The 18,815-nt window shown below is 55.2% G+C and carries 16 protein-coding genes; 8 read left to right on the forward strand and 8 right to left on the reverse strand.

Annotated features, from left to right (window positions below; all coding sequences use genetic code 11):
* Nucleotides 1–81: 81 nt before the first annotated feature.
* Nucleotides 82–996, forward strand: coding sequence for a helix-turn-helix domain-containing protein (locus G7064_RS02170; RefSeq protein ID WP_166072259.1), 915 nt, complete (start codon nucleotides 82–84; stop codon nucleotides 994–996).
* Here the strand turns inward: G7064_RS02170 and G7064_RS02175 are convergent.
* The 7 genes from G7064_RS02175 to G7064_RS02200 all read right to left on the reverse strand — a co-directional run bounded on the left by G7064_RS02175 (nucleotide 962) and on the right by G7064_RS02200 (nucleotide 9,743).
* A complete protein-coding gene (locus G7064_RS02175) occupies nucleotides 962–1,936 on the reverse strand; it encodes an NAD(P)/FAD-dependent oxidoreductase (RefSeq protein ID WP_166072260.1) in 975 nt (324 codons plus the stop codon). The genes G7064_RS02170 and G7064_RS02175 overlap by 35 nt on opposite strands.
* Nucleotides 1,937–2,105: 169 nt before the next feature.
* On the reverse strand, nucleotides 2,106–5,399 hold the full coding sequence (locus G7064_RS02180; RefSeq protein WP_166072261.1) for an efflux RND transporter permease subunit: 3,294 nt from the start codon (nucleotides 5,397–5,399) through the stop codon (nucleotides 2,106–2,108).
* 201 nt (nucleotides 5,400–5,600) lie between these two features.
* On the reverse strand, nucleotides 5,601–6,752 hold the full coding sequence (locus tag G7064_RS02185; protein WP_166072262.1) for an efflux RND transporter periplasmic adaptor subunit: 1,152 nt from the start codon (nucleotides 6,750–6,752) through the stop codon (nucleotides 5,601–5,603).
* Nucleotides 6,753–6,864: 112 nt separating this feature from the next.
* Nucleotides 6,865–8,268, reverse strand: coding sequence for a TolC family protein (locus G7064_RS02190; protein ID WP_166072263.1), 1,404 nt, complete (start codon nucleotides 8,266–8,268; stop codon nucleotides 6,865–6,867).
* A gap of 60 nt (nucleotides 8,269–8,328) precedes the next feature.
* A complete protein-coding gene (locus tag G7064_RS02195; RefSeq protein ID WP_133272821.1) occupies nucleotides 8,329–8,943 on the reverse strand; it encodes a TetR/AcrR family transcriptional regulator in 615 nt (204 codons plus the stop codon).
* A 288-nt stretch (nucleotides 8,944–9,231) separates the two neighbouring features.
* A complete protein-coding gene (locus G7064_RS22665; protein ID WP_262888639.1) occupies nucleotides 9,232–9,360 on the reverse strand; it encodes a hypothetical protein in 129 nt (42 codons plus the stop codon).
* Complete coding sequence (locus tag G7064_RS02200; protein ID WP_166072264.1) at nucleotides 9,336–9,743, reverse strand: hypothetical protein; 408 nt, start codon at nucleotides 9,741–9,743, stop codon at nucleotides 9,336–9,338. The genes G7064_RS22665 and G7064_RS02200 overlap by 25 nt, the downstream gene beginning before the upstream one ends.
* A gap of 126 nt (nucleotides 9,744–9,869) precedes the next feature.
* On the opposite strand from G7064_RS02200, the gene G7064_RS02205 reads away from it, so the two are divergent.
* Nucleotides 9,870–12,890 (forward strand): PD-(D/E)XK nuclease family protein, encoded by a 3,021-nt coding sequence (locus tag G7064_RS02205; protein ID WP_166072265.1) that lies wholly within the window; start codon nucleotides 9,870–9,872, stop codon nucleotides 12,888–12,890.
* Between the two features lie 50 nt (nucleotides 12,891–12,940).
* Here G7064_RS02205 and G7064_RS02210 read toward each other — a convergent pair whose 3' ends face one another.
* Nucleotides 12,941–13,522 carry a hypothetical protein gene (locus tag G7064_RS02210; RefSeq protein ID WP_166072266.1) on the reverse strand — a complete coding sequence of 194 codons (582 nt, stop codon included), beginning with the start codon at nucleotides 13,520–13,522 and terminating at the stop codon, nucleotides 12,941–12,943.
* 17 nt (nucleotides 13,523–13,539) lie between these two features.
* On the opposite strand from G7064_RS02210, the gene G7064_RS02215 reads away from it, so the two are divergent.
* The 6 genes from G7064_RS02215 to G7064_RS02235 all read left to right on the forward strand — a co-directional run bounded on the left by G7064_RS02215 (nucleotide 13,540) and on the right by G7064_RS02235 (nucleotide 18,779).
* Complete coding sequence (locus G7064_RS02215) at nucleotides 13,540–13,974, forward strand: nucleoside deaminase (RefSeq protein WP_166072268.1); 435 nt, start codon at nucleotides 13,540–13,542, stop codon at nucleotides 13,972–13,974.
* Between the two features lie 319 nt (nucleotides 13,975–14,293).
* A complete protein-coding gene (locus G7064_RS22670; protein ID WP_262888640.1) occupies nucleotides 14,294–14,428 on the forward strand; it encodes a hypothetical protein in 135 nt (44 codons plus the stop codon).
* A 1-nt stretch (nucleotide 14,429) separates the two neighbouring features.
* Nucleotides 14,430–14,807, forward strand: coding sequence for a magnesium citrate secondary transporter (locus G7064_RS02220; RefSeq protein WP_166072269.1), 378 nt, complete (start codon nucleotides 14,430–14,432; stop codon nucleotides 14,805–14,807).
* A gap of 141 nt (nucleotides 14,808–14,948) precedes the next feature.
* Nucleotides 14,949–15,905 carry a DUF5694 domain-containing protein gene (locus tag G7064_RS02225; RefSeq protein ID WP_240935670.1) on the forward strand — a complete coding sequence of 319 codons (957 nt, stop codon included), beginning with the start codon at nucleotides 14,949–14,951 and terminating at the stop codon, nucleotides 15,903–15,905.
* Nucleotides 15,906–16,074: 169 nt separating this feature from the next.
* Nucleotides 16,075–16,899 (forward strand): mechanosensitive ion channel family protein, encoded by an 825-nt coding sequence (locus G7064_RS02230; protein WP_166072270.1) that lies wholly within the window; start codon nucleotides 16,075–16,077, stop codon nucleotides 16,897–16,899.
* A gap of 101 nt (nucleotides 16,900–17,000) precedes the next feature.
* Nucleotides 17,001–18,779, forward strand: a complete 1,779-nt coding sequence (locus G7064_RS02235) for a chloride channel protein (RefSeq protein ID WP_133272814.1) — start codon at nucleotides 17,001–17,003, stop codon at nucleotides 18,777–18,779.
* Nucleotides 18,780–18,815: the final 36 nt, after the last annotated feature.

Genomic DNA, 18,815 nt, shown 5'->3' on the forward strand with positions numbered 1-18,815 from the left:
GATTCCTCAACTGCCCTTTTCCGTCGTTCAGCAACAGCTAAATAAAGCCGAACGGCGGAAAAGCAGTTATCTTTTACGATTATGAAACAGCCCACAAAAGAGTTTCGGGTACTGTCTACCGTCACCGACTATACCCGGTTTTACGGTCTGCCCGCTCCTGCGCATCCCCTGCTCACGATCATCGACCTGGCGGCTTGCCGTAACCTGCCGCGGGTGATGACACCCGTGGTACAGCAGCTCTATACTGTTTCGTTGAAGCGCAACCTGAAGGGGCAGCTATTTTACGGACACCAATCCTACGATTTCAGTGAGGGCGTCATGGTCTTTCTGGGGCCGGGCCAGGTGTTTGCGGTCAGCGAAACTCTCGATACCTCCGAGATAAGCGGCTGGATGCTGGCCTTTCACCCCGACTTATTACTGAAATACCCGCTGGGTAAGAAAATAGACAGCTACGGCTTCTTTTCCTATGAGCTGCACGAAGCCCTGCACTTATCGGCCCGCGAGGAAAGCTTACTGGATGGACTCCTACACGGGATGCAGAGTGAATACGAGCAGCCCATCGATACCTTTAGCCAAGATGTGCTAGTGTCGCAGTTGGAAGTGCTGCTCAACTACGCCAACCGCTTTTATCATCGGCAGTTCGTGACGCGGCGCACAGCCGAGCACGACCTGCTCACCCGCTTCGAGTCGCTGCTCACCATGTACTTCGCGCAGGATGGCAATCGGCCGCTGCCCACGGTGCAGCATTTTGCCGACGAGCTCAGCGTATCGCCCGCCTACCTCAGCGACATGCTGCGCACGCTCACGGGCCAAACTACTCAGCAGCATCTACACCACGGCCTGATTGAGAAAGCGAAGCGCCTTCTGCTGACCACATCGCTTTCCATCAACGAAACCGCGTTTCAGCTGGGATTCGAGTATCCTCAGTACTTCACCCGCCTGTTCAAAAGCAAGACGGGCGTTACGCCGGCCGCATTTCGGTTTTCCGCTCAGTAGAGAGCATTGCCGCCAAGTCCTCGTCAATCAGTTCTCGGTTTATCCAGCTGCCGGCCTTCACGCCGCTGGCACTGGCCAAGGCTATCTGGCGCATCGGACTACTATTGTCCCCTGCCGCATACACTCCGGATACGCTGGTCTGGCCAAACTCAGCCACGGCAATCAGACCGGTAGCGGTAAGCTCACAGCCTATCTGCTCGGCTAAATTGGTGTGCTGCCGAAACGGGACGCGGGCAAACATGGCACTCAGCGGCAACCGTGAGCCGTCTTGAAAGTAGACAGCGCGCATCAATCCGTTTTCATGCTCAATACGCGAGATAGGGCTTTCAATAAGCGGAATGCCCAGCTGCTGTACTTGCCGCTCTTGCTCGGCGCTTAGCGTCGATGGGCCATTGGTGAACAGCGTGAGGTCCTTGCTCCAGTTCTGAATAAGGCGAACCAACTCATAGCCTGCGTCACCATTTCCCAACAAGCCCAACGGTTGACTATGCACTTCATAGCCATGACAATACGGGCAGTGCAGCACCGACTTGCCCCAGCATTTGGCGAAGCCCTCGATGGGCGGCATCAGATCCTCTACGCCCGTCGCCAGCAGGACCCGACGCGCAAAAAAAGCCCCCCGCTCGTCAGTCTGCACCACAAACCCGCTTCCATTCTGGGCGATATTCGTCACAAAGCTTGGCAGGAACGTTACTGTTGGATAAGCTAGCGCCTGGGCTTTGGCTAAGGCCAAAAGTTGCGCAGGCGTTTCCCCATCCCGCGTCATAAACCCGTGCGAATGGGGCGTATAGCGGTTGCAAGGCCGGCCGCCGTCAATGACTAATACCTTACGCAAGGAACGCCCCAGCATCAGCGCTGCACTTAGTCCAGCCGTACTACCGCCAATAATTAGCACGTCGTAGGTTACTTGTAATGCGGGATTGACAGAGGATGAAGCCATGGGTATATATATAATAGTGACAGGGCATCTGCTTAAGCTATGCAGCCGCTAGGGTGCTCTTTAGCCTAAAAGTAGAGAAGCCCGACCATAAATGCAACTTTGTTGCATTTATGGTCGGGCTTCTCTATAATTGTCAGCTTACAACTGCCTTACCGAACCTACCAAAAGCTTAGGTTCCAATTTCGGGTGGCGTCTGCTTCTTACGCTTCCGCTCTTCGCTGTCGTGGCCGTTGCTGCTGGGCCCAGCCGGACCTGTGGGGGGCGTATTTGGCTCTTTTGAGCCGTGCTGCTCATGACCGTGGGCTGCTGGGTCGTAGCTGGCTTCCAGTTCGGCCAGCCGGGTTTTACCGTAGGCAAACTTGGTAATGAGCACGTAAAGCACAGGCACGATAAAGATGGCCAGAAAGGTGGCCGCCAACATCCCACCGGTTACCGTCCAGCCAATCGTCTGGCGCGACACGGCGCCGGCACCCGAAGCAAAAGCCAGTGGCAGCACGCCCAGAATAAAGGCCAGCGAGGTCATAATAATTGGGCGCAGGCGAAGCTTCACCGCATCGATTGTAGCCTCAATGAGGTTCATGCCCAAATCGACGCGTTCCTTAGCGAATTCCACGATCAGAATGGCGTTTTTGGCCGCCAAACCAATGAGTGTAATCAGGCCAATCTGGGCGTACACGTTGTTGGTTAGCTTGGGCAGGAAGATCAACGCCACCATCGCCCCAAACGCGCCCAACGGCACCGACAATAGCACCGAAAACGGCACCGACCAGCTTTCGTACAACGCCGCCAGCAGCAGGAACACGAACATAATCGAAAGGCCGAAAATGATGATGGTGCTGTTGCCTGAGCTTATTTCCTCCCGGCTCAAACCCGAGAAGTCGTAGCCATAACCGGCGGGCAGCACATCGGCGGCCACTTCTTCCAGGGCTTTAATGGCCTGGCCCGAGCTGTAGCCGGGGGCTGCGTCGCCGTTTATCTCGGCCGAGCGGAACAGGTTATAGTGGGAAATTAGGGGGGCATTTTCTACTACTTTGGTCGTGATGATGGAGCGCAGCGGGATGTTCTGCCCCTGCTGATTCATCACATAATAGCCCCCCAGATTCTCAATATCCTTGCGGTAGAAGGTATCGGCCTGGGCCACGACGCGGAAGTTGCGGCCGTACTTGGTGAAGTCGTTGATGTAAGCCGAGCCCATATAGGTCGACATGGTGGTGAACACGTTTGACAGGGACACGCCCAGCTTCTTGGCTTTTTCCCGATCTACGGTCACCTGATAACCAGGCGTTTTGGCCGTAAAGAAGGTGAACGCCCGCCCGATTTCCGGCCGTTGGTTGGCGGCGGCTACGAACTTATTGACGGCGTCCTCGAAGGCCTTGATATCCGTGGAACCCTCGCGTTGTTCGAGCTGAAAGCTGAAGCCGCCGGTGTTACCCAAACCTGGAATAGCGGGCGGCGGCACCACCACAATGTTGGCTCCCTTAATCACCGAAAACTCCTTCTGCAGACCGGCAATAACACCCGCCAGCTGCAACGACTCATCCTTGCGCTCATCCCAGGGCTTGAGTTGGATAAAGAAGGTGCCGCTGCTAGGTTTGAAGGAGAAGTTCAAGGCATTTAAGCCCCCCACAGCCGTATACGTGCGCAGGGCGGGCGCTTTCGTGCGCATTATCTCCGACATCTGATCGAGCACCTGCTTGGTGCGGGCACTGGAAGCCCCCTGCGGCAACTCCACGGATACAAACAAGCGGCCTTCGTCCTCCGTCGGAATAAAGCCCGTAGGCTTGGCCGTGAAAAGGCCCACGGTACCGGCATAAATACAGGCCAGCAGAATCATCACGAAGGGCGCGAAACGAAGGGCTTTGCGCACGCCCATGGAGTACGATTCGGTGGTGCGGCCAAACCACATATTGAACCGGTAGAATAGCTTGTTTAGGCCCTTGGAATCGGGATTTTGCTCGGTGGGACGCATGAGCAGAGCGCACAAGGCCGGGGTGAGCGTCAGGGCGATGAAGGCCGATAGCACCACCGAAATAGCGATGGTAATAGCAAACTGCTGGTAAAGCTTGCCCACGATACCCGGAATAAAGCCTACCGGAACGAACACGGCTGCCAGAATCAGAGCAATGGCGATAACCGGGGCCGTGATGTCCTTCATGGCCTTTATGGTCGCTTCGCGGGCCGATATTTTCTCGTTGTCGATGTAGTGCTGCACAGCTTCCACCACCACAATCGCGTCATCGACCACAATACCAATGGCCAGCACGAAGCCGAAGAGCGTCAGCGTGTTGATGGTGAAACCCAGCGGAATAAAGAAGATAAACGTGCCCACAATAGCCACCGGAATAGCCAGAATCGGGATGAGGGTGGCGCGCCAGCTTTGCAGAAACAAGAACACAACGAGCGTCACTAGTAGCAGCGCTTCGCCCAGGGTTTGGAGCACCTCCCGAATGGAAACACGCACTACCGTAACCGACTCAAACGCCGCTTGATAGGTTACGTCTGGGGGGAATTTTTCCTGCAGCGCGTCCATGGCCGCGTAGATGCCATCGGCCGTTTGCAGGGCGTTGCCGCCGGGCGTTTGGTTGACCAGCAGCAGCGTGGTTGGGATGCCATTGGTGGTGTTGTAGCGTGAGTAGTCAAACTGGCCAAGCTGCACGCGCGCTATATCTTTTAGCTGCACCACTGAGCCATCCTCGGGGTTGGTACGCACCACAATCTCCTCGAACTCCTCCACCTGATTCAGGCGGCCATTGACAAAAATCGTGTACTGAAATGCCTGGGAGCTGAACTGCGGGGCCGTGCCTACCGATCCGGCGGCCACCTGCACGTTTTGCTCGCGCAGGGCATTGGTTACTTCCGTTACGCTGAGGCCAAGCTGGGCCATCTTGTCGGGCTGGAGCCAGACGCGCATACTAAAGTCTTGGCCCAGCGCAGTTACGTCGCCGACGCCGGGCACGCGCAGCAGAGCGTCGCGGACGTACACGTTGGTGTAGTTGTCGAGAAAAGCGGTGCTGTGGGTACGCTTAGGCGAGTAAATGGCCAGCACCATCAGAATGGTTGGGTTACGCTTTTTCACCGTCAGGCCCAGGCGCTTTACCTCATCGGGCAAGGTAGGCTGGGCCACACTCACGCGGTTTTGCACGTCGAGAGTGGCGATGTCGATGTTGGTACCAATGTCGAAGGTGACGTTGGTGCTCATGCGGCCGTCGTTAGTAGCGTTGGACTGCATGTAAGCCATACCCGGCGTCCCGTTGATCTGGGTTTCGATGGGCGTCACCACGGTTTGTTCCACCGTCTGGGCGTCGGCCCCGGTGAAGCTACCCGCTACCTGCACTACCGGCGGCGAAATATTGGGGTATTGGCTGACGGGAAGGTTCAGGATAGAAAGGGCCCCCAGCAGCACAATCACTATCGAAATGACGATGGCCGTGACCGGTCGCCGAATAAAAACGTCAGATATCATACTCTAAAAATTAGTACACCAAGCGTCAGCTAAGCTGACCTTCAGTTGGTGAATCGTTGCGGTCGTTATGCCTTCCATTTCTAAAGGCGGTCATGCAGAGCGGAGCATCTCGCTCGCGCCGGTGGATTACTAACCTAATGTCAGCACGCGAGATGCTTCGCTCCGCTCTGCATGACGTTCTAATGTTTTACTCACTACTTATTACTTTGCTGGCGTGCCCTGGGCTACCGGCGCGGTAGGCTCGTCGATTTTTACCACTGCACCTTCGCGCAGATTCTGCATGCCTTCGCTGACAATTACTTCGTCGGCTTTGAGGCCCTTGCGCACTACTATTTTGTCTTTTAGCCGCGTGCCGGTCAGCACTTTGCGCTGGTTTACTTTGCTACTGTCGCCAACCACGTACACAAAGAATTCGCCCATTTGCTCCGTCACGGCCTTGTTCGGAATGACAATCTGGCGACCGGTATCCTCGTTCAGCACGCGCACGGTGGCGTTCATGCCGGCCCGCAACGTGCGGTCGGCGTTCGGGAATTGCAGACGTACCGTGATAGTACCGGTTTGTGGATTTACGGCCCGGTCGATCGTGTTGATCTTGCCGGGTGCGGGGTAAACTTCCTCCCCTCCTAGTATCAGCGTAAACAACGAGTCAGAATTGCCCCCCGACGGCCGCTGGAACTTCGCAAAGCGCGGAATAAGCTGCTCGTTGACCGGGAAGTCCACGGCAATCGGGTTGTCGGAGGAAATCGTGTTCAGCAGGGTCGTGCCGGGCGTTACGAGCGAGCCCAGCTTCACCTGCGCCAAACCGATAGTGCCGTTGAAGGGCGCTATAATTACGGAGCGGCGCAGGTCAGTGGCGGCATTGGCGAGGCTGGCCTGGGCCGCGCTTATCTGAGCCCGCGCATTGGCTACGTCGGTAGTGGCATAGTCGACGCGCTGGCGGGCAATGGCGTCTTGCTCGGCCAGGCGGTTGTAGCGCTCCGCATCCTTGGCGGCCTTCTCGTAGTTGGCCTGCGTGATGCGCAGCTGCGCCTGCGCCGACTGGTAGGCCGCCGCGTACCGACTCTGGTCAATCTCGTAGAGCCGTTGGCCCTTGGTTACCCGCTGCCCATCCTGCACGTAGCTTTTGGTCAGGTAGCCACTCACTTCGGCCCGCAGTTCTACCTCCTGGAGCGGCACCACCGTCCCGGGATAGGTATCGATGCCCACCACGCTTTCCTCGGTCACCTTGTACACCGTCACGGGCACTGCCGCTGGGGCCGCGTTCTGCGCAGCTTCCTCTTTCTTCGCGCCGCAGGCAGTAGCTGCCACCGAGCCGATAACAAAGGGTAACAGCCGGACTAAATTCCACTTCATGGGGTAGATGTTTGTAAAGTAATAAGCCATTTTAAACACCCTGGGGGGCATTTTCGATTAGTTTTTAAACCACTAAAACCACGCAAATGCACGGCGTTACTATGGTTTCAGGTTAGTTTAGCGCGATGGTGCCCAAGGCCCGCTCCACGTCGAGCTTGCTGGCTAGCACGGCAAAAAGTGAGTTGTAATAGTTAAGCTGTGATGTCCGTAAATCGGTTTCGGCCACAATTACTTCCAGGTAGGTTTTGATGCCTTCGTCGTATTGCAGCTTCACAATGCCGTAGATTTCCTGAGCGTCGCGGGCGTTTTCCTGCTGCGTCGCCAAGTCGTTGAGAGCACTTTTATACGTGGCCAGCGCCTGCTCGTACTCCGAATTGATCTGGTTTTTGGTGTCGAACAGATCCAGGTCTAGGCGCTCATCCTGTAGCTCCGCGATTTTCAGATTCTGAGTGCGGCGGGTGCCCGTAAAAATGGGTAAGGCCAGTTGGAAACCAGCCTGGGAATTGGGAAACGCCCGGTCATACAGCGCCGAGAAGTCGTTGTTTTGATACACGCGGTTGTAGTTGACAAAGCCCGAGAGCGAGGGTAGGAAGCCCAACCGGTAATAGTCGATGTTGATGCGCTGTAGCTTTTTCTGGGTTAATAGCTGCTGCACCTCAATGCGATTCTCAAAACTCAGCTGCCGCGTGGTATCGAGGCGGGTTTGCTGAATCATCTGGGCCGTGTCGTAAGCCAGCGCCAGGTTGTTTTCGGGCGCGTAGCCCATGAGCTGCTTGAGCGTGGCGTACTTACCCTTCAACGATTCGGCCGTGGTCTTGCGCTGGGCGCGGGCGTTCTTCACCGAAATGGAGGCGCGCTTGTAGTCAATCTTGTCGGTGATGCCTACTTCATATTGCGCAAAGGCATCTTTCAACTGCTTTTCCTGGCGCACAATAGCCTCATCCAGAATGCGCAGCTGCTCCTGGGTCAGCAGAATATCGTAGAAAGCCTTGCTTACGTTGGTGACCACGTCAATCTTGAAGGCAGTGGTATTTTGGCTGTTATTCAGCCGAACGAAGCGCATGGAGCGGGCCGCTAGCAGCACATCGTTGCTGTACAAGAGCTGCGTACCCTGCAAGCCGACGGTAGAGGTATTCTTCAGGCCGATGCGTACCAGCTGCTGCCCGGCCGTGGGGTCCTGAAAGTTGGGCAGCACGGTGGTGGGCAAAATCAGGTTGCGGGTATACGAGCCCACGCCCTGCACTTGCGGCAGCCAATCAGACAAGCCAATGCGGATTTGACGCTCCCCAATGGCCTCGTCAATCGTCGCTTGCCGCACCAACGGCTGATTGCGGAGGGCAAACTGCACGCACTCTTCCAGGGTGGCGTTGGCGGGCAACGCCGCTGGCGCGCCCGGTCTTCCGGATTGAGCCCAACCAAGCAGTGAACTACACACGAATGCTACGCTTAGCACGAATATACGGCCTGCAAACCGCTGGGGGGCAAATAGATGCTTCATCTTGTAATCAGTATTCAAACTAAAAAGGCGACCGCCGCAGCGCTGGCTACACCAGCGCCTACAGCTTGGGGGGCTTTTTTAACCTATAAAGAGATAGTTCATCAGCATATCAATAACGATGTCCTTATGACGACGCGTGAATTCCGCGTGGGCTGCCTCATCCAGCTCAGAAATTTCCATGGTGATGGGCCGCGACAGGTACATGAACTGAATATTGGCCATTACCAGCTGCAACACATGCATCGGCGCCACCGGTCGAATCTGGCCTTCGTCGGCAGCTTGCTGTAGTTGGCGCAGGAAAACGAAGACCGGCCTTTCCTTATTTGCATAGGTAGCAGGCGTGAGCAAGTCGGGATGACGGCGCATTTCAGAAAGCAGAAACAGAGGCAGATCCGGGTTCTGATGGAACAAGGTGAAGTGCGCCTCTACCAACTGCGGAATCTTGACACGTAGCTCTAAAGGCTGAGCCATGATGCAGAAGATTTCCTGAAAGTATTCCCGGTATATATCCTCAAAAATCAGTCGAAAGAGCTTTTCCTTGCTACGGAAATAATAGTTCGTCAGAGCTTGATTGATGCCAGCTACCTCGGCAATGTCGCGGGTAGTAGTACCGTCGAACCCCTTCTCTATAAACACCTTGCGCGCCGCTTCCTTAATTCTTTGTTCGGTGCACTGCGGGTTTTCGTCGGACATATAATGATCGGTGGGTATAAGTTCTGCCTAGTCTGGCAGCCAGTTTCCTGAACCAAGAAGCTACTGGCTTCGCGATTCAGCCGTTGGAGTTGGAGACTTAAACCTGATTTTTATGATAATGTTTTAAATGTTTGATTAATTTATTTGATAACACTGGATCAAAAAAGCTCGCCGGGGCAAGCTCGCATAGTTTGCGAAGCTTGCCCCGGCGAGCTTTTTTTGATTATTTATCTAGCTAAGAGATTCTCAGAAAGATAGTTACAAACATACTTAAGTCCTTACCGAAGATTATTGCTTCACCCACACGCCCAGTTTCTTTTTCTGGGCGTAGAGTTCAGCTAACCGGATTTGGCGCATAAACTCTTCATATTCCTTTTTGCTGATATAGGTCTTCACGTCCGTCTTAGGCTTCTGCATCGTGCCCCCGGAAAGTAGCCGTTGCGGATCAGGTACACATTCAGGTTTTCCTCTTTATCGACCATCCAGCAATAAGTCATGCTTGAATTGGCCGCGCCAATCATCGTTGATTGAATAGTTGATACAGGTATTACCCGCGCCGCGGGGTGCTGCTTTATCCATCTGGCAATCAGGGTGTCGGCACCTTGCGCCTGCCGACTTTTGAAAAAGCCCGTTCCCAGCAGACAGTACGCAAGGGTACTATCTTTCTTGGGCGCACCAAAAATGGATTTAAATTTAAACTCCTCAACGGACCTGATAGCCCCCAGCCGGCCCATTTGCGCATAGCTATTGAAAGCAGCCAGAAGTAAGACAATAAGCAGTAAGCAACGAACCGGACGCATAACCAACGTGTTCAACAATTGTACTTTATCGGACTGACAGCATATTTCGTGCCTCCTCAAGCAAGCTCCTCCTTAGGCCACTCAAGGGGATAATCAGCAAACAGGCGTTTATCATTTTTTACCTCCATGTCTTTTACCTCCTCTCCTGCTCTTGCTGCCTATCCTTCGCCTGCTGCTACCGATGCCGCTCCGGTGGCCTTCCTCACTCAGGCGGCACGCGACTTGGTGGCGCGCTTTCCGGGCTCCGAACTATCGGATGTAGTGGTGGTAGTGCCCACGCGACGGGCCGTGGTATACTTAAAAAACGAACTGGCCCTGGCCACGGAGGTAGGTACAGCCTTGTGGAGTCCGCGCATCGCGGCCATGGAAGACTACATGGTAGAGCTGGCCGGCGTGCAGGTAGAGGAGCCGATTGCCTTGCAGCTCATGCTGTTCGATATTCTGCGCGATATTGATAAGAAGCTGGATTTCGATCAGTTTGTGGGTTGGTCAGGGCTGTTGTTGCAGGACTTTTCCAACCTCGACCAAAATCTGGCTTTCCCCGCCAAAGTCTTCGACTACCTCACCGAGGCAAAAGCCCTGGAGCGTTGGGCGCTAGAGCAGATGCCTACGCCCGCCAGCACCACCGTGGCCTACTTCCGCTTCTGGGACGACCTGGAAAAAGTGTACTGGCGCCTGCGCAAACGCATGGAGCAGCAGGGCGTAGCCTACCCCGGCCTGGCTTACCGCTTAGCCGTGGAGCACGTGCAAAACATGTTAGATAACGGCCAAAAAGCCCCCCAGCACGTGTTTTTAGGCTTGGGCTCGTTATCTAAAGCCGAAGAAAAGCTTATTCGTCTGCTCCTCAAGCAAGGCCGCGCCGAAGTACGCTTCGATGGCGACGCGTTTTACTTGGAGCAGGACTCGCCCAACCGAGCTGGCCAACACCTGCGCCGCTACCGCCAACAGTGGGATTTGCCCCCCGAGAGCTTCGCCAGCACCACCGGCGCCCTCCCCGACTTGTTGCGCACCTTATCCCGCGAAATTCAGTTTGTGGGCGTGGCCAATGCGAGTATGCAGGGCAAAGTAGCCGGTCAGCTGCTAGCGGCGTCGCGCCTGCAAAACCCGCAAGCCAAGGTTGCCATCGTGCTGCCCGACGAAACTCTCTTGTTGCCCGTGCTGCACGGGTTGCCTCCTGAGGCCGTGCCCGAGTACAACGTGACCATGGGTTTGAGCTTTCAGAGCACGCCCCTGTTCAACCTCGTTGATTTGCTCTTTGAAGTGCATTTGACTGGCATTCGGGAAGGCTCACCCGAGACGGGCTACGGCGTGCCGCGCTACCATCATTTGGCCGTCACGAAGCTGCTTCAGCACCCGTTTCTGCGGCGCTACCAGCAGTGGCTCGACAAGCAAGAAAATGCCTCCCAGTACCACGGTTTGCTCGAGCACGTGTGCAACCAGATTGTGAAGCGCAATGCCGTGCTGCTCCCCGCCAGTGAGTTGCTGCACCTTGGCAAACAGCACCCGCTGGTGGAAGCCCTATTCGCTACCTGGGACACGTGCGACGATATTATTGCCGCTTGCTACACGCTCATTGATCTACTTAAAAAGGCATACCAGGATCAGCACTCGGCCATCGAAGCAGAATATCTGTACCTATTTTTCACCTTGGTCAAACGGCTCGATTCGGTGTTCGACTGCCGGGAGCAGCGTCTATCGGTGCGCTCTTTTCGGCGGTTTTTGTACGAGCAAATGGCCCGCACCCGTCTGCCTTTCAGCGGCGAACCAATTGCTGATGTGCAAGTCATGGGTTTGCTGGAAACTCGCGCTCTCGACTTCGACCACGTCATTATACTGAGCTGCAACGAAAACGTACTGCCCGCACCCAAGCGCAGCAATTCGCTCTTTCCCTACGACGTGCTGCGCGAGTTCAACCTACCCACCTACGCCGACCACGAAGCCGCTACCGCCCACCAGTTCTGGCGCCTGCTTCAGCGCGCCCGCAAAGTAGATTTGCTCCACGTGCTGCCGGGCGCCGAAGGCACGCGCACGGGTGAGCGCAGCCGCTTTTTGCTTCAGATTGAGAACGATTTAGCCCCCCAGAATCCAGGATTGGTGCTGCGCGATGTGGTAGCCACGGTTATGGCCGACAGTTCCGATAATGAGCCAGCGGCAGCAGAAGGCGACACAATCACCCAAACGCCCGTCGGCGACCTAGTGCTGGAAAAGGACTTCGACATGCTCACGGCTCTGCGCGGCGTGCTTATTCGTGGTCTTTCGCCTTCGGCCCTAAATCAGTTTTTGAACTGTTCCCTTCAGTTTTATTTCGCTCGCCTGGCCAAATTTCAGGAAGCCGAAGAAGTGGAGGAAAAGCTGGGGGCCGATGGCTTCGGAACGGTAGTACACGAGGTACTAGAAAACTTGCTCAGGCCTTTCGCGCAGGAAAAACGCCCCCTGACGACCGCCGAACTACCCGCTCTGCTTCAGCAAGTGCCCGATGAAGTAGCCCGCGCCATGCGTCAGGAAGAAGACGAGCGCCACGCTCGTCCCGATGAAGGTCTGAACCACGTGCTTGGTCAAGTGGCCGCGCAGCTCGTGCGCCGCTACCTTGAAGGCTTACCGGAGCAAGCCGGCGCATTGCCTCTACAAGTCAGCGGATTAGAAGAAATTCTGCAAACCGAGATTCCCATCACCTTACCCAATGGCGACACCCTGCCCCTACGCCTCTACGGCATCGCCGACCGCCTCGACGAGCTACCCGACGGCCGCCTGCGCGTGGTAGACTATAAAACCGGCCTTGTGCAAGCCCACGAACTGCGCCTGCAAAAGCGCGGCGAAGACGCGGCCGCGGCCACCCAGCGCCTGCTCACCGACGCTACGCCTTCCGCCGATAAAGTGCGACAGCTCTGGCTCTACCGCTTCATGCTGGAGCGCTCGGGCCGTCCCGCCGCCGATGCGGCCATTATTTCGTTGCGCAACCTCAGCGCCGGCCCGATGACGGCGGAAATGGGGTTTCTGACAGAAGACGGTACATCCTTCCTCGATAAAGGCCAGGAACTGCTCACCAACTTCGTGCACCGTATTCTGGACCCTGCCGAACCCATTCGCAAAACGGATGACCTAGTGCGGTGTCAGTATTGCCCCTACAAAGGCATTTGCGCGCGGTAGGGAAAGTACTGTTGAATACAGTAGAAACAGATATAGATTAATAATGCCGCTCAAGCAAAAGCTACCCGGCGCCGATGCCATTCACGCCAAAAAAGCGCATATCCTTCCGCGTCATGAGGATCAGCCGGAATATTCTTTGGTTGGCTGCGTTGATAAAAGTGCTCTACGGCGTCAACGAATGCCAGAACCTTTGCTTGGTATTGTTTATCGGAGAGTAGTACCGTAGCCCCATCAGCAGCAGTCAGGCGAACAGCATCAGGCTCGTGCTGCACATTCCAGTCTATTCCATTCGTACATCCAAAAATCAATACATCGTCGCTAGTTGGGTGTGGCCACATTGTGAAGCCGCAGCACGGTAACAATTGGTCACAGATCGGGGCCTCCGGCAAATGATTCTGAGTTAAAGTTCGCAGCAGATATAGAGCACCAGCGCTTACCGTCCACTCGTCCAAGGTTGCATCGGAGAGAATGGAATTACCGATTCGGACGAGCACATGACCATGAGCACATAAGTCGCCGTCTTCGGGTAAATCTGGCAGCCAGCCAATAGTTAGAAGCTCTAATTGAAATTCATCTACCATTATTTTCTGCTTTATAAGCGGGTAAAAATACCTTTGCAGCTTTACTTTCAACCTACCCCCTGAAACTTATGGACGAATTCATGAAAGCTGCCATCGACGAGGCGCGACAAGGCCGCCAGGAAGGTGGTATTCCGATTGGCTCTGTGCTGGTGCGTGGGGGGCAAATCGTGGCTCGCGGACGCAACAAGCGAGTGCAGGAAAACAACCCCATCAAGCACGGCGAGATGGACTGCCTCTACAACGCCGGCCGCCAGCGCACCTACCGCGACACAGTGCTCTACACTACGCTTATGCCCTGCTTTATGTGCGCGGGCACCATCGTGCAGTTCAAAATCCCGAAAGTAGTGGTGGGCGAGTCGCGCACGTTTGGCGAGTCGAAGGAGTTTCTGGAGTCGCACGGCGTAGAGGTCGAAATCGTGGATCTGGACGAGTGCGTGCAGATGATGCAGGAGTTTATCGAGGCGGAGCCCACGCTGTGGAACGAGGATATTATGGAGCTGTAGCCGCGGAAGGATAATCTGAGGGCGGCCGGCGGCTACACTAGTGAAGCACAGCATTTACTAGCGTAGCCGCCGGCCGCATTTGCTTACGCGTACCGCCAAATCAACAGTAACTCACTAGTACTGATGATTGGTTTTCCTAACTTGTACAGATGGCAGACTCACCTCTACTTGCCTCCAAAAAATGTCCGCACTGCCAGCAGTGGTCTACGTGGCAACATAGGGCCGATGACCGCTGTGAGCACTGTGGCGAGTTACTCGACCCGCGGGCGCAGCAGAGCGCGCTGGAGCGCGAGAAACTGGAACAGCAGAAAATGCCCCCATGTTCCTGATAGAGATAAAGCCCGACGACAATGCGGCCGTGCGCTTTTTCAAGACCATCGTTCGGGGCGGACAGTTCGCGTTTGCCGCCATCCTTTCGTTTATCATTTGGCTGGTGACACTTGCCGCCGGCTAAAATGAAGCTATGGCCTGAGTTTCGTCACCCGCTGTTTGTGGGCGCAGTGTTAGTGTATGCCGCCTACCAACTAAACCGCTACCTTCTACACTGGCCGCTGCCGCTGCTGCTTACCTCCTACCTGAGTGATGTGGCCAGTATGCCTGTTATACTCAGCCTTGCACTGGCCGCCCAACGCCGGCTGGTGGCTCGCTCCTTAACCTTTATTTTTCCTGATTTGTGGCTGCTGGCTGCCTGGCTCTACGTGTCCGTCTGGTTTGAAGGTGGGCTGCCTTACTTTTCTGCCACCGCCGTCGCCGACCCAGTTGATGTGCTGGCGTATGCCGTCGGGACTGTTGCTTTCTGGTATTGGCTTAATAAGCCAGCCTTATCTATTTAGCTTTGCTTCTGCCTGATCGAGTGGTGTTGTTTCAGCAAACAATTCAGTACATCTAGTTTACGATATTTATCAGATCGGTAGCTTGCTTTACAAGGTACTGTACACTTTATTTGTAGCAAACCTTAACCACCCTTCTATCTCATGTTACTATATCCACTGCGAAGCCGCTTTTCTCACAAATTAATTGGATTACTCAGCTTCGTTCTACCACTTCTATCTGCTCAAGTTCAGGCTCAGGACAGCAAGAAAGACCGGACGGAAATTATGGTAGTCGGCTTTGTTCACTTAGCGGGAATCTACAATAAGGAGCCAAAATCAGATGTGCTCAACCCCAAGAGGCAAGCAGAAGTAGCAAAGTTGCGGGAGCACCTGCTCAAGTTCCGGCCCGACGCTATTATGATTGAAGCCGAGCCTTCGGAACAAGGCCGTATAGATAGCTTGTATGCCCTGTACCGCGATGGAAAGCTTGATTTCTCGACGCTGCCCGAAGGCACTGGCCGAAGCGAGCGTTATCAAGTAGGCTTTGTGATGGCCAACCAACTGAACCTCCCCAGCCCTTCCTGCATCGATTACTACGCCTCCACCTCCCAATCGCTGCTAAACTCTGGCGACAACATCGACTACTTCAACAAAGGGCTGAAGGAAATGCAGGTCACTTCGCGCCCCCTGCATCGCCTGGCCCAGCACGACAGCCTCTCAGTTTATGATTACATCGCCCTGGCCAACCACCCCGATCTGGTAGCAATGAGTCACCGTGTGGTGTTCAACAACCCGGCGATGGTAACCAATGGCGGGTTTTCTGCTACCGGCACCAATACCAATGACTTAGGCAAAGTGGATACGGCCTACATCGGCGCCCACTACATCAGCTTGTTCTACAACCGTAACCTAAAAATCTACTCCAATATTCTGCGGGCCCAGCAGAAAACGCAGGCCAAGCGCGTGATGGTGATTTTGGGCCAAAACCACGTGGGTGTGCAGCAGGAGCTGTTTGCGGTCAACCCGAATTATCATGTGGTGCCCGCCTCCACCTATCTAAAAACAAAGGCGACGAAATACCTCAAGCCTAAAAAAGCAGCCACCACTCCTGCTTCCTAAATCAGCAAGGCTGCGCAGCTTCGGGCCGTCATTGCAGCGGGTGAGATAAGCTGGCGGGGGGCAAATCCTAACCTTCTGGTGAGTGCTTCCCGTACAGAGAGTTGTTCGGTCTTCTAAAAATGCCCCCCAGCGCCAGTTGGGGGGCAAATTTTGTTTTTTACTCTCCCCTATGCTCGACGAATTGAATGGGGTGCTGCGCGACTATTGGCACCAATTTTTGCACCTACTTCCTAAGTTCCTTATTGCCCTGATCGTGCTAGCCATTGGGGTGGCCATTGCCAACCACGTAAGCCAACTACTTGGAACCAGACTCCGAAAACGCTCCCACGACGCGCTCCTGGCCGATTTTCTGACCAACTTTACTCGCTGGGCTCTCCTGCTGACGGGCGTTCTGCTGGCCATGCACGTACTGGGGCTGTCGGGGGTGGCCAGTGGGCTGCTGGCGGGGGCCGGGCTGTCGGCTTTCATCGTGGGTTTTGCCCTGAAAGACATTGCCGAGAACTTTCTGGCCGGCGTGGTACTGGCCTTCAACCGTCCGTTTCGTATTCACGATACGGTGCAGGTAAAGGATCTGATGGGCGAGGTAGAAGCGCTGAATCTGCGCACTACTCTCATTAAGACCTTCGATGGCAAGCACATCTTTCTGCCCAATGCCCTCGTGCTACGCGAGCCCCTTACCAACTACACCCGCGACGGCTTCATTCGGCAAGACTTTCTGATCAGCGTCGATATGGGCACCGAAACATCCTCTGATCGGATTGAAGAGAAACTGCTTCAGTACGTGAGCAGCCACAAAGGTGTTGAAACGAAGGACCCTCACTCTCCCTACATCATTGTGGAGAAGATGACCAGCACCTCCGCCGACCTGCGTGTATTTCTCTGGGCTTATTCCGAGGAGTACCGCCGCGGCACGCTGGAGCTGAAAAGCGCGCTGCTAAAGGGCAGCAAAGCCATGCTGGTAGCTGATGGATACGCCGTATCGGGTGCTAATTAACCTGTAGTCCGCTTGACGCTGCTTATTCCTGATATTGCGTGTACCTTGTATTAGTGGCCGGTTTCTTGCGGGTTGAGCGCTGCTTGTAGTTGTCGTTTATCATGCCGAAAAGTGTTTTTCACCGTTTATTAGGCCCTTTGTTGCTGTGGCGACTACGCCACGTCAACGACCGGGTTTACCTGATTCTGGTGAGCGTGCTGGTCGGACTGGGGGCGGGTTTGGCGGCGGTAGCACTCAAAGGATCCGTTCATTGGGCCCAGAATCTACTTTATTCTTGGGTACCGGAGGAAAACAGGGTTTTTGCCCTCTTCCTGTATCCCATGCTTGGCATTGGGCTCACGGTGCTGTTTACGCGCTACGCGCTGGGCGGCACGCTGAGCCGGGGTATCGGGCCAATTCTGTATAACATTGCCCGCCAGGGCAGCGTGGTGCCGCGCAGCAAGCTGTATTCACAGGCTATTAGCTCTTTCCTGACGGTCACGTTTGGCGGCTCAGCGGGTCTGGAGGCGCCTATTTCGGTTACGGGTTCCGCGTTGGGTTCTAATATTGGGCGCATTCTGCGAGTGGGCCGCCGCGAGCGGCGCCTGCTGGTGGGCTGCGGTGCGGCGGCGGGCGTTGCAGCCATCTTCAACAGCCCCATTGCGGGCGTGCTGTTTGCAGTAGAGGTAATACTCTCGGAGCTGTCGGCTCCGTTTTTTATTCCCCTGCTTATCTCGTCGGCTACAGCCACCGTAGTTTCAAAGGCGCTCTACGCCGGCCAGCCCTTCGTGCTGATTACCACGACATGGCCGGTAGAAGCGGTACCCTCCTACTTGATGCTTGGCTTGTTCACCGCGCTGCTGTCGGTGTACATGATTCGCATCTATTTCGCTTCCGACAAGTATTTTGAGCGGTTTCCTGGCACCTTTCGCAAGGTCGTTTTTGGCGGCTTTACGCTGGGCATCATGGTGTTTTTGTTTCCGCCGCTTTACGGCGAAGGCTATAACATTGTGGAAATGCTGCTTAATGGCCGGCCCGAAGGATTAGTAGAAGGCTCCATTTTCGCCGTTTACCGCGATGAGAACGTGTGGCTGTTGCTGTTGGTAGTAGCCAGCAGCATGTTGCTGAAGGTATTTGCTACCTGCGTCACCATCGGCTCGGGAGGGAATGGCGGTATGTTTGGTTCGTCCTTGTTTACGGGGGCGCTGGGGGGCTTTTTACTGGCCCGCCTGATTAATATGAGCGGCTGGTATCCTGTATCGGAGGTGCATTTTGTGGTGCTGGGCATGGCGGGTACGTTGGCCGGCGTGGTACACGCTCCACTCACGGCCATCTTCTTGATTGCTGAGATTACCGGCGGTTACGCCTTATTTGTGCCGCTGATGGTGGTTACGTCCAGCTCGTATTTGATTACCAAATACTTCGAGCCCTACTCGGTGTACACCCGCAAGCTGGTGCAGCGCGGTGTGCATATGCACGCCGACCGCGACCGGGGCCTGCTCGCGCAGCTGGAGCCACTTTCCTTAGTTCAGAACGACTTCGTGCCCGTGCATCCTGAGACTACCTTGGGCGAGTTGGTCGATATTTTCCGTCATGCCACCCGCAACCTGTTTCCGGTAGTCGATGCAGACAACAAACTCGTGGGCATCGTCTCCCTCGATACCGTGCGTGACGCCCTCTTCGACGACGAGCATTACACCACCACTTACGTCAGCGACCTGATGACGCCTCCCGTGGCCGTAGTCCAACCCGAGGATAGCTTGCTCGACACGCTCAGCGAAATGGAGCATCATGATGCCTGGGCGCTGCCCGTGGTTCGCAATGGCCTATACTTAGGCTTTCTGCTTAAGTCTACCATTCTGGCCAACTATCGGCGGCAACTGCTCAAGGAGATTGAGTAACAGCCTTCAACTTAGTAGTAAGCAACAACCCTAGCG

This window comes from Hymenobacter sp. HDW8, assembly GCF_011305775.1.
Taxonomy (GTDB): domain Bacteria; phylum Bacteroidota; class Bacteroidia; order Cytophagales; family Hymenobacteraceae; genus Hymenobacter; species Hymenobacter radiodurans.

Coding starts and splice junctions, on each gene's coding strand:
- G7064_RS02170 (WP_166072259.1), top strand. CDS start 82: ATGAAACAGCCCACAAAAGAGTTTCGGGTACTGTCTACCGTCACCGAC.
- G7064_RS02175 (WP_166072260.1), bottom strand. CDS start 1,936: ATGGCTTCATCCTCTGTCAATCCCGCATTACAAGTAACCTACGACGTG.
- G7064_RS02180 (WP_166072261.1), bottom strand. CDS start 5,399: ATGATATCTGACGTTTTTATTCGGCGACCGGTCACGGCCATCGTCATT.
- G7064_RS02185 (WP_166072262.1), bottom strand. CDS start 6,752: ATGAAGTGGAATTTAGTCCGGCTGTTACCCTTTGTTATCGGCTCGGTG.
- G7064_RS02195 (WP_133272821.1), bottom strand. CDS start 8,943: ATGTCCGACGAAAACCCGCAGTGCACCGAACAAAGAATTAAGGAAGCG.
- G7064_RS22665 (WP_262888639.1), bottom strand. CDS start 9,360: ATGCAGAAGCCTAAGACGGACGTGAAGACCTATATCAGCAAAAAGGAA.
- G7064_RS02200 (WP_166072264.1), bottom strand. CDS start 9,743: ATGCGTCCGGTTCGTTGCTTACTGCTTATTGTCTTACTTCTGGCTGCT.
- G7064_RS02205 (WP_166072265.1), top strand. CDS start 9,870: ATGTCTTTTACCTCCTCTCCTGCTCTTGCTGCCTATCCTTCGCCTGCT.
- G7064_RS02215 (WP_166072268.1), top strand. CDS start 13,540: ATGGACGAATTCATGAAAGCTGCCATCGACGAGGCGCGACAAGGCCGC.
- G7064_RS22670 (WP_262888640.1), top strand. CDS start 14,294: ATGTTCCTGATAGAGATAAAGCCCGACGACAATGCGGCCGTGCGCTTT.
- G7064_RS02220 (WP_166072269.1), top strand. CDS start 14,430: ATGAAGCTATGGCCTGAGTTTCGTCACCCGCTGTTTGTGGGCGCAGTG.
- G7064_RS02225 (WP_240935670.1), top strand. CDS start 14,949: ATGTTACTATATCCACTGCGAAGCCGCTTTTCTCACAAATTAATTGGA.
- G7064_RS02230 (WP_166072270.1), top strand. CDS start 16,075: ATGCTCGACGAATTGAATGGGGTGCTGCGCGACTATTGGCACCAATTT.
- G7064_RS02235 (WP_133272814.1), top strand. CDS start 17,001: ATGCCGAAAAGTGTTTTTCACCGTTTATTAGGCCCTTTGTTGCTGTGG.